The following is a 10192-nucleotide window of genomic DNA, read 5'->3' on the forward strand; positions in this document are numbered from 1 at the left end:
GGCGGCCAAGGGCGGGGCCGCGGCCTGCGGTTCGGGCGCCGCCCTCCGGCAGAAGATGCGCGGCGGCGGGGTGTGGCGGATGTGCTGGCACACCTCCAGCACGGCCGGTCTGGTGCTGGAGGACGTCTCCTTCCAGCCGCGGGGCGAGGCCCGGCCGATCACCGTCCTCAAGAGCGCGAGGCTGGCCCAGATCCACGTGCCCTACGACAACGGGTCGGTCGAGTACAACGACGTCACCGAGATGCAGCTGGGTGCCAGCGCGGAGCCGCTGCGTCCCAAGGACTGCCCCGGCGGGGTGCTGAAGAAGATCCCCGGGGTGGACTGGGACACCGGCGGGAGCAAGCAGGTCGACGGGCTGTGCGTGACCACCCAGGAGCGGGGCTTCGCCTTCCACGGCGACAGCGGCTCCATCGGTGAGGAGCCCGGCAGGAAGGACGCCGAGCAGGGCCAGGACCTGGTGCTCTACACGGTCAACTCGGCCGGCTACTACCACTACATCAACCAGTGGAACTTCTCCGACGACGGCACCATCACCCCCAAGGCGGGCGCCACCGGCAATCTGTCCCCCTCCGACTACGACGCCTCGGACGGGCAGGGCTGGCCGGTGGGCAAAGGCAGCAGGGCGCGGGCGACCAGCCACCACCACAACATCTTCTGGCGGCTGGACTTCGCCCCGGACGGCTCCCGTGACGCGCGGGTCGAGCAGTTCGACTCGCGCCGCACGGGCAGCGGCGGGCCCGACAAGACGCCCACCTACCGCACCACGCGCAAGCGGCTGACCACCGAGACGGCGGGCAACGGCGGCATGGACGGGTACCGCTGGTGGCGCGTCGTCAGCCCCAAGGGCCGGAACGCGGACGGGCACGCCCGCTCCTGGGAGCTGGTGCACCGCAACCAGGCCAAGTACACGGCGCGCGCCTTCACCAAGTACGACGTCTACTTCACCCGCTACAAGAAGTTCGAGCAGTACGCGAGCGACAACGCGCGGTTCGGCAGCCACCGGGCCGAGGACGTGCGCGGGTTCACCAACGGCGAGGCCCTCAAGCACCCGATCACCTGGGTCAACGTGGGCTTCCACCACATCGCGCGGGACGAGGACCAGACGCCGATGCCGGTGCACTGGCAGGGCTTCCAGATCGCGCCCCGCGACGTGACGAGCATGAGCCCGCTCACCCCCGACCGGCTGCGCAAGCCCCGCTACAACGGGAAGCCGCGGTTCCCCGGCGAGGAGGGGGTGCGCTGAGGCGCGGCCGTCGAGGGGTCCGTCACCGTGGGCGACTACGGTGACGGATCCCTCACCGTACGCAGTGGCACCGGGTGCCGGGTCAGGTCGTATCGTCTAGTGGCCCCACCACCTCGTTGCGAGGAGCACCTATATGACCCCGCCCGTCGTCCAGTCGCTGCGCGAACAGATCCGCGAGCACATCGTGGAGGGGATCGTCAGCGGACGGTGGAAGCCCGGGGAGCGCATCGTGGAGCGGCGGATCGCCGTCGAGCTGGAGGTGAGCCAGACCCCGGTGCGGGAGGCGCTGCGGGAACTGGAGGCGCTGCGGCTGATCGAGTCGTCGCCCAACAAGGGTGTGCGGGTGCGGGAGCTGTCGGCGGCGGACCTGGAGGAGATCTACCCGGTGCGGGCGGGACTGGAGCAGATCGCCGCCGAGCTGGCGGTGCCCCGGCTGGCCGGGGACGTCGGCGCGCTGCGCCCGCACGTGGAGGCGCTGTACGAGGCGGACCGGCGCGGGGACGGCGAGGCGCAGGTGCGGCACACCGTCGCCTTCCACCGCGAACTGGTGCGGGCCGCCGGCAACAGCGTGCTGCTGCACACCTGGGAAGGGCTGGGCATCGAGGTGTGGACCGCGCTGTCGATCCGGTGGCTGGGCACCGTGCAGCAGTCGTACGCCGAGGAGCACGCGGCCGTGCTCGACGCCATCGAGCGGCGCGATCCCGGGATCGGCCCCCTCGTGAAGGAGCACGTCCTGGGCTGCGCCCCGGCTCCCCGGTGAGCCCTCACACCGACGCGCCCCGCCGGGGAGGGGCGCGGGGAACCGCGCGCTCAGCCGGAGCGCACGGGCACCCGGCCGACGGCCCGGTCCCCTGCGGCGGGATTCCGCGGCTACCATGCATCCCGGCTCCGGGGACGGGGCCCCGCCGCGGGGGCCTGTGCGCGTGGGCGGCCGCAGGCGTGTCGTGGCTGATCGCGCCGTTCCCCGCGCCCTTGTCGGGGCCATGGGGCGCCGCCCCGGCGCTGGTGGGTCGGCGCCTGGCATTCGGTGCCAAATTCCAGGGCACGGAATGCCAATTTCGCGCCGTGGGCGGTTTTTACCGACGGATCCTTTGATCGATCATCGATCACAGGCGTAGAGTCGCTCCGTTGGGTGACCCCTGTCCTGCCCTTCAGGGTCTTTCACACCCACCCGCTCAACCGCCCTCCCGACCCCGTTTGGAGGGGCCTACACGTCCGGAAGGTGGCCACCATGCCCGACGCCGTACACAATTCCCCGAGCGAGCTCGACCAGCTCCCGGACCGGGATCCGCAGGAGACCGCCGAGTGGCGCGAGTCCCTCGACGCCGTGACCGAGCACGCCGGCGCGGACCGTGCCTCGTACCTGGTGCGCCGCACGGTCGAGCACGCCCACGACACGGGGCTGGACGTGCCGCGGCTGCTGGAGAGCGCGTACGTCAACACCATCCCGACCGACGCCGAGCCGGCGTACCCGGGGAACGAGGCGCTCGACCAGCGGATCACCGCCTGGAACCGGTGGAACGCCGCCGCGATGGTCACCCGCGGCAGCAAGGACGGCCTCGGCGGGCACATCGCGACCTTCGCCTCCGCGGCCTGGCTGTACGAGATCGGCTTCCAGTACTTCTTCAAGGGCAAGGACGGGGAGAGCAGCGGCGACCAGCTCTACGTCCAGGGCCACGCCTCCCCCGGCATCTACGCACGGGCCTTCCTCGACGGCCGGCTCACCGAGGAGCAGCTCGACCGCTTCCGCCGCGAGGCCGGCGGCGACGGCCTGCCCTCCTACCCGCACCCGCGCCGCCTGCCCTGGCTGTGGGAGTTCCCCACCGTCTCCATGGGCCTGGGCCCGATCTCGGCGATCTACCAGGCGCGGTTCAACCGCTATCTGGAGCACCGCGGGATCAAGGACACCTCCGACTCGCACGTGTGGGCCTTCCTCGGTGACGGCGAGATGGACGAGCCCGAGTCCACCGCCGCGCTGGCCCTGGCCGCCCGCGAGGAACTGGACAATCTGACCTTCGTCATCAACTGCAACCTCCAGCGCCTCGACGGCCCGGTCCGCCCCAACTTCAAGATCGTGCAGGAGCTGGAGGCCCAGTTCCGCGGCGCCGGCTGGAACGTCATCAAGGTGCTGTGGGGCTCGGCCTGGGACCAGCTGTTCAAGCTGGACACCGAGGGCGCGCTGGCCCGCCGGCTGCGCGAGGTGCCGGACGCCCAGTTCCAGACCTACGCCACCCGCGACGCCGCCTACATCCGCGACCACTTCTTCGGTGCCTCCGAGGCCCTGGGGAAGATCGCCGCGAAGCTGTCGGACGAGCAGATCATCGAGTGCTTCCACCGCTCGCGCGGCGGCCACGAGCCCCGCAAGGTCTTCGCTGCCTACAAGGCGGCCGTCGAGCACAAGGGCGCCCCGACGGTGATCCTGGCGCAGACCGTCAAGGGCTGGTCGCTCGGCCCGGGCTTCGAGTCCCGCAACGCCAACCACCAGATGAAGAAGCTCACCAAGGAGGAGTTCCGCGGCATGCGGGACACCCTGGAGCTTCCCATCGAGGACAGCGCCATCGAGGCCGCCGAGCTGGTGCCCTACTGTCACCCGGGCCCCGACGCGCCGGAGATCGCGTACCTGCACGAGCGGCGCCGCGCCCTCGGCGGCCTGGCCCCGGCCCGCAAGGTCGTCCCCAAGGGGCTGCCCGCCCCGGCCGAGAAGCCGTTCGACGCGCTGAAGAAGGGCTCCGGCTCGCAGGAGATCGCCACCACCATGGCGTTCGTCCGCCTGGTCAAGGACCTGATGCGGGAGAAGGAGACCGGCAGGCGCTGGGTTCCGGTCGTGCCCGACGAGGCCCGCACCTTCGGCATGGAGTCGCTCTTCCCCTCCGCCGGCCTCTACTCCCCCAAGGGCCAGACCTACGACCCGGTCGACCGCGACCAGCTCCTGTACTACAAGGAGGCCGTCAGCGGTCAGATCCTCAACGAGGGCATCACCGAGGCCGGCTCGCTGGCCGACTTCACCGCCGCCGCGACGTCGTACGCGACGCACGGCGAGCCGATGATCCCCTTCTACATCTTCTACTCGATGTTCGGCTTCCAGCGGACCGGCGACCAGTTCTGGGCGCTCGCCGACCAGCTGGGCCGCGGCTTCGTCATCGGCGCCACCGCGGGCCGCACCACCATGACGGGTGAGGGCCTCCAGCACGCCGACGGCCACTCGCCGCTGCTGGCCTCCACCAACCCCGCCGCGCTGATCTACGACCCGGCCTTCGCCTACGAGGTCGCCGTGGTCGTCAAGGACGGTCTGCGCCGCATGTACGGCCCCGAGGCCGACCAGCAGGAGGACGTCTTCTACTACCTGACGGTCTACAACGAGCCCAAGGTGCAGCCCGCCATGCCTCAGGGCGTCACCGAGGAGCAGATCGTCAAGGGCCTGTACAAGTTCCGCGACGCCTCCGCGGTGGAGGGCACCTCCCCCGCCCCGGCCGACGCGCCCCGCATCCAGCTGCTGGCCTCGGGCACGGCGATCCACTGGACCACCGAGGCCCAGCGCATCCTCGCCGAGGAGTGGGGCGTGGCCGCCGACGTGTGGTCAGCGCCCTCCTGGAGCGAGCTGCGCCGGGACGCGCTGGAGTGCGACGCGGCGGCGCTGCGCGGTGAGGAGCGGGTGCCCTACGTCACCCGGGCCCTGACCGGCGCGCCCGGTCCGGTCCTGGCCGTCAGCGACTGGATGCGGGCCGTGCCCGACCAGATCGCGCAGTGGGTCGAGCAGGACTGGTCCTCGCTGGGCACCGACGGCTTCGGCCTCTCCGACACCCGCGGCGCGGCCCGCCGCCACTTCGGCGTGGACCCGCAGTCGGTCGTCGTGGCCGCCCTCTCGCGGCTGGCCCGCCGGGGCGAGGTGAAGGCGGAGGACGTCCGCCGGGCCGCCGAGAAGTACGGCCTGGCCTGAAGTACGGCCTGGCCCGGGCGTTCCCGGGGCGGGCCGTATCCCCGGCCCGCCCCGGGAACGCGGGCGGCACAATCACCCCATGCGTGCCGCCCGGTTGATCAAGATGGTGCTGCTCCTCCAGTCGCGGCGGGAGATGACCGCCCGGGAACTCGCCGAGGAACTGGAGGTCTCCGAGCGGACGGTCTCCCGCGACGTGCTCGCCCTCTCCGAGGCGGGCGTGCCGGTGTACGCGGACCGGGGCCGGACGGGCGGATACCGCCTGGTGGGCGGCTACCGCACCCGGCTGACGGGGATGGGCCGCAGCGAGGCGGAGGCCCTGTTCCTGTCGGGGGTTCCCTCGGCGCTGCGCGACCTGGGGCTGGACGACGCGGCCTCCGCCGCGCGGCTGAAGGTCTCGGCGGCCCTGGCCCCCTCCCTGCGGGACGTGCACGGCAGCACGGCGCAGCGCTTCCATCTCGACGCGCCGGGCTGGTGGCAGGCCCCGCGGACTCCCCCGCTGCTGCCGGCGCTGGCCGACGCGGTCTGGTCCGACCGGCGCGCCGCGGTCCGCTACGCGGGGAAGAAGGGCGAGGTGGAGCGGGAGCTGGAACCGTACGGCCTGGTCCTGAAGGCGGGCCAGTGGTATCTGGCGGCCCGCGTCCTGGCCGGCGAGGAGCGCGAGCACCACGACGCGTGGCGGGTGTACCGCGTGGACCGGTTCACCGAGGTCGCGGTGCGGGACGAGGGGTTCGTCCGCGCGGACGGTTTCGACCTGGCCGCGTTCTGGGAGGAGCGCGCGGCGGCTTTCGCCCGCTCCCTCCTGCGGACAGAGGTGACGCTGCGGCTGACCGAGGCGGGCACCCGCCGCCTGCGCCACGTCACCGACCGGACGGCGGCCGATGAGGCGCTCGCCGCGGGCACCGTGGACGAGCGGGGCCGCACCACGGTCACCCTCCGGGTCGAGAGCGAGGAGGTGGCGCACCTCCAGCTGCTGCCCCTGGGCCCGGAGTGCGAGGTGCTGGCCCCTCCGTCCCTGCGCACCCGCTTCGCGCGGACGGCCCGGCGCACGGCGGCGCTGTACGAGGAACCCTCCGCCCCGGAGCGGCGGTAGCCGGTCACATCCGGAGCCGACCGGTCCGGTGGGTAACGGGACAGCCGCATTGGGCGCACTCCGCGTGCGCGGGGGGCGTGGACGCCGGATGCTGAGGGCGTGATGGACGAGACGGAGTTCTGGGAGCTGATCGACTCCGCGCGCCGGGAGGCCGACGGCGACCCCGACGAGCAGGCGGACCTCCTCGTCGAGCGGCTCACCCGGCTCGACCCCGAGGCCGTGCGGGACTTCGCCCGCCACTTCGAGTCCCGCTACAACCGCGCCTGCCAGTGGGACCTGTGGGCCGCCGCCTGGATCCTGCTGGACGGCGCGAGCGACGACGTCTTCGACGCGTTCCGCTGCTGGCTGATCGGCCAGGGCCGGGAGGTGTTCGAGGGCGCGGCGCACGACGCGGACGCGCTCGCCGAGCTGCTGGAGGACTTCGACCAGGAGCTGGACGGCGACGGCGAGGAGCTGGGCTTCGCCGCCGACGAGGCGTACGAGCAGCTGACCGGCGTCCCGCTGCCCGGGCTGGAGCTGCCCGAGGCGCCGGCCGAGCCGGAGGGCGTCCCCCTCGACCTGGAGGACCCGGCGGCGGTGACCGAGCGGCTGCCGAGGCTGTGGGAGAGGTTCCGCGGCGAGTGACCCGGCCCCGCGCCCCGCCCACCGGGCCGCACCGACTCCGGGCAGGCGGCGCGCCGCCCCAGCAGGGCGATCGGCTGGGCGCGCTCCTCGCCGCCCCGCGCTCGGGAAGGCCGTACGCGGCCTCCTCCGCGAACGGGCCGTCTGCCGGACGACGCCCGGCCACCGCAGGGCCGAGACGTTCCCGCCCGCGGGCGCCGACGGACGGCACCGAAGCCCGGCAGGAGGTCCGCGCCGCCGATTCCGTGCCGCAACCGTCCACCACGCTGGTGCCGAGCACGGCACGCTCTTCGTCGTCCGCTCCCCGTTCGGCAAGGGCGGCCCCATGGGACCGGGCCCCCGCGGACCCCTTCACGCTCGCCGCCGTACGCGGCACCCGGACCCGGGGCGACGCCCGCGCCCGAGCCCGGGGCGCCGTCCGCCCGGATGCGTCAGGATGGGCGCATGCGCATCGCGGTCACCGGTTCCACCGGTCTCATCGGCTCGGCCCTCACCCGCTCGCTGCGCGCGGAGGGACACGAGGTCCTGCGGCTGGTACGGCGGCCCGCCGCGGCCGCCGACGAGGTCGCCTGGCACCCGCGGCAGGGACGCGTGGACACCGGTGGGCTCCTCGGCTGCGAAGCGGTCGTCCACCTCGCGGGCGCGGGCGTCGGCGACCACCGCTGGACCTCGGCCTACAAGCGCGAACTGTACGAGAGCCGCGTCCAGGGCACCCGCACCCTGTGCACGGCCCTCGCCGGGCTGGACACCCCGCCGCGGACCCTGGTCGTCGGCACGGCCGTCGGCTACTACGGCGACACCCAGGACCGCGCCGTCGACGAGACGGCCGGCCCCGGTGAGGGCTTCCTCGCCCGGCTGTGCCAGGACTGGGAGGCCGCCGCCGGTCCCGCCCAGGAGGCGGGAATCCGCACGGTGTTCGCGCGCACCGGGCTGGTCGTCGCCCGCGGCGGCGGCGCGTGGGGCCGGCTCTTCCCCCTCTTCCGCGCCGGGCTCGGCGGCCGGCTGGGCGACGGCCGCCAGTACTGGAGCCACATCGCGCTCCACGACCACGTGGCGGCCCTGCGGTTCCTGCTGGAGGAGGAGCGGCTGGCGGGCCCCGTCAACCTCACCGCCCCCGAACCGGCCACCAACCGCGAGGTCACCGCCGCCATGGGGCAGGTGCTGCGCAGGCCGACGCCGTTCGCGGTGCCCGCACCCGTGCTGCGCCTCGTCCTCGGCGAGTTCGCCGGGGACGTGCTGGGCAGCCAGCGGGTCCTCCCCCGCCGCCTGCTGTCCGCGGGCTTCCCCTTCGCCTTCCCCCGCGTCGCGGACGCCATCCGCGCCGCCCTGTGACCCCGCGCCGGTGATCCCGCACCATCCTGACGCCTGACAGGGGGCGCTCGGGCCGAACTCCGTCCCGCGCACGGGAGTTGTGCGTACCGTACGGGTATGGGCGAGGTGCCGGACGGGCGGGGCGGGAGCGCCGTGGAAGTCGAGATCTCGGTGGCCGGGGGTGACGCGGCGGCGACCGCGGACCTGTACCGGTGGCTGCGGGACGATCCTCAGCTGCGGCGGCACGCCGTGGTGGGTCTGGGCACCCGCCAGGAGGCCGACGCCCCCGGCTCCGGCGGCACCGGCGGTACGGCCATGGGCGCGTTCGAGGTCGTCGAGCTGGTGCTCACCCAGGGTTTCAGCGCGGCCAACCTCGCGCTGGCCTACGCCGCGTGGCGGTCCGCGCGGCCCGCCGCCCCGCCCCTCACGGTGGTGGTGGACGGGACGTCGCTGCGGATCGAGGGCGGCTCCCCGGAGGAACTGGCCCGTCTGGTGCGGGCCTTGTCCCCGGTCGGCCCGGGGGGCGGCGGCGACGCGGACACGGGCGAGCACGAGGGCGCGGACGCAGACGCGGGCGCGGGCGCAGACGTGGCGGAAGAGGGCTCGCGGGAGGGGCCGGAGGGGGAGTAGCAGGATGGGGAGAGACACGCACGGGCTGCCCGACCCCGCCCGGTCACGTGCCGTGCTCGTCGGGGCCGCCGAGTACGAGGTCCTGGACGATCTGCCGTCGGTGCGCAACAACGTCCGCCGCCTCGCGGAGCTGCTCCGCGGCCCCGACGGCTGGATGCTGCCCGAGGAGCACTGCGTGCCGCTGCTGGACAGCTCGCGCGAGGAGGTGTTCAAGGCGGTCAGCGCCGCCGCCGCGGCGGCCGAGGACGCGCTGCTGGTGTACTACGCGGGCCACGGCCTGCTGGCCCCGGACGGGACCGACGCCCTCCATCTGGGGCTGCGGGGTTCGCACGCGGACGAGCTGTTCTTCGCCGTCGAGTACGCGCCCCTGCGCCACCTGATCATGAAGAGCCGGGCCCGGCACCGCGTGGTCGTCCTGGACTGCTGCTTCAGCGGAAGCGCCGCGGGCCCCTACCTCAACGAGCCCGGCGGGATCGCCGACCACGCCGCCATCGAGGGGGCGTGCCTGATCACGGCCACCGCCAGGACGCGGCTGGCCCTGGCCCCGGCCGACGAGCCGTACACCGCCTTCACCGGGGAGCTGGTGAAGGTGCTGGAGGACGGGGTTCCGCACGGGCCCCGGCTGCTGGACCTGGACACCGTCTTCCGCCAGGTGTGGCGCGAGCTGCGGGCCAAGGACCGTCCCGAGCCCGAACAGCGCTCCCGCAACGCGGGGCACCGGCTCGTCTTCGCGCGCAACCGCTGGACGCCCGCGCCCACGCCCGAGGCGCTGCGCTACGCCGCCGCGCTGCGGGACGCGTACGCCGCGCACCCCGGCCGTGTGAGCGCGGACTCCGCGGCGGTGGAGCGGTATCTGAGCGGTGCGTGGATCGCGCCGCGGGAGTTCGTCGAGGAGCTGCGGCCGGGCCCGGGAGCCGGGACGGACCGCCTGCACGACCTGCGCCGCGCGGCCCAGCGCACCGCCCCGGACACCGAGACCCAGCTGATCCACGCGCGGGAGGAGGGCGAGCGGCTGCGGGCCGAGGTGGAACGGCTGCGGGAGCAGGTCGCGGGCCTCCGCGTCGAGGCGCTCTCCCTGCGGTCGGCGGAACAGGACGCGGCGCAGGACCGGGAGGAGAGCGCCCGGCAGGCCGCCGAACTCTCCGGGAGACTGGCCTCGCTGGTGCGGCAGCTCGCCGAGGAGCGGGAGCGCGCGGAGCGCATCGGCCGCGAGTGCCACGAACTCCAGGCGGCGAAGACGGCCCAGCAGCGGCAGCTGGAGCACGCCGGCGCCTACGTCCGCGACCTGGAGGAGGAGCTGGCCCAGCTGCACCGGGCCAGTGTCCGTGACCAGGACGAGATCCGGCGGCTGCGCCACGAG

General features: G+C 74.0%; 8 protein-coding genes. All 8 read left to right on the top strand.

All coding sequences use genetic code 11. From position 1 onward, the window contains the following. Positions 1-1243 (top strand): copper amine oxidase (locus FM076_RS08665; protein WP_243274379.1); only part of this gene is annotated, 1243 nt, incomplete at its 5' end. 133 nt (positions 1244-1376) lie between these two features. Continuing rightward, positions 1377-2003, top strand: a complete 627-nt coding sequence (locus FM076_RS08670; protein ID WP_173869339.1) for a GntR family transcriptional regulator — start codon at positions 1377-1379, stop codon at positions 2001-2003. Between the two features lie 471 nt (positions 2004-2474). After that, positions 2475-5180: a pyruvate dehydrogenase (acetyl-transferring), homodimeric type gene (aceE, locus tag FM076_RS08675; RefSeq protein ID WP_173869340.1), complete on the top strand. Its 2706-nt coding sequence runs from the start codon at positions 2475-2477 to the stop codon at positions 5178-5180. A gap of 79 nt (positions 5181-5259) precedes the next feature. Continuing rightward, positions 5260-6270, top strand: coding sequence for a helix-turn-helix transcriptional regulator (locus FM076_RS08680; RefSeq protein WP_173869341.1), 1011 nt, complete (start codon positions 5260-5262; stop codon positions 6268-6270). A gap of 102 nt (positions 6271-6372) precedes the next feature. Further along, positions 6373-6894 (top strand): DUF4240 domain-containing protein, encoded by a 522-nt coding sequence (locus tag FM076_RS08685; protein WP_173874606.1) that lies wholly within the window; start codon positions 6373-6375, stop codon positions 6892-6894. 441 nt (positions 6895-7335) lie between these two features. Next, positions 7336-8223: a TIGR01777 family oxidoreductase gene (locus tag FM076_RS08690; protein ID WP_173869342.1), complete on the top strand. Its 888-nt coding sequence runs from the start codon at positions 7336-7338 to the stop codon at positions 8221-8223. A 96-nt stretch (positions 8224-8319) separates the two neighbouring features. Further along, positions 8320-8832 (top strand): effector-associated constant component EACC1, encoded by a 513-nt coding sequence (locus FM076_RS08695; RefSeq protein WP_173869343.1) that lies wholly within the window; start codon positions 8320-8322, stop codon positions 8830-8832. A 4-nt stretch (positions 8833-8836) separates the two neighbouring features. Further along, on the top strand, positions 8837-10192 hold a 1356-nt coding region (locus FM076_RS08700), incomplete at its 3' end, for a caspase family protein (protein ID WP_173869344.1).

Origin of the sequence: Streptomyces albus subsp. chlorinus, assembly GCF_013302895.1 — a bacterium.
GTDB classification, from domain to species: domain Bacteria; phylum Actinomycetota; class Actinomycetes; order Streptomycetales; family Streptomycetaceae; genus Streptomyces; species Streptomyces chlorinus.

Excerpts from the sequence above, each read along its gene's own strand:
- FM076_RS08670 (WP_173869339.1), top strand. The coding sequence starts at position 1,377 with ATGACCCCGCCCGTCGTCCAGTCGCTGCGCGAACAGATCCGCGAGCAC.
- aceE (WP_173869340.1), top strand. The coding sequence starts at position 2,475 with ATGCCCGACGCCGTACACAATTCCCCGAGCGAGCTCGACCAGCTCCCG.
- FM076_RS08680 (WP_173869341.1), top strand. The coding sequence starts at position 5,260 with ATGCGTGCCGCCCGGTTGATCAAGATGGTGCTGCTCCTCCAGTCGCGG.
- FM076_RS08685 (WP_173874606.1), top strand. The coding sequence starts at position 6,373 with ATGGACGAGACGGAGTTCTGGGAGCTGATCGACTCCGCGCGCCGGGAG.
- FM076_RS08690 (WP_173869342.1), top strand. The coding sequence starts at position 7,336 with ATGCGCATCGCGGTCACCGGTTCCACCGGTCTCATCGGCTCGGCCCTC.
- FM076_RS08695 (WP_173869343.1), top strand. The coding sequence starts at position 8,320 with ATGGGCGAGGTGCCGGACGGGCGGGGCGGGAGCGCCGTGGAAGTCGAG.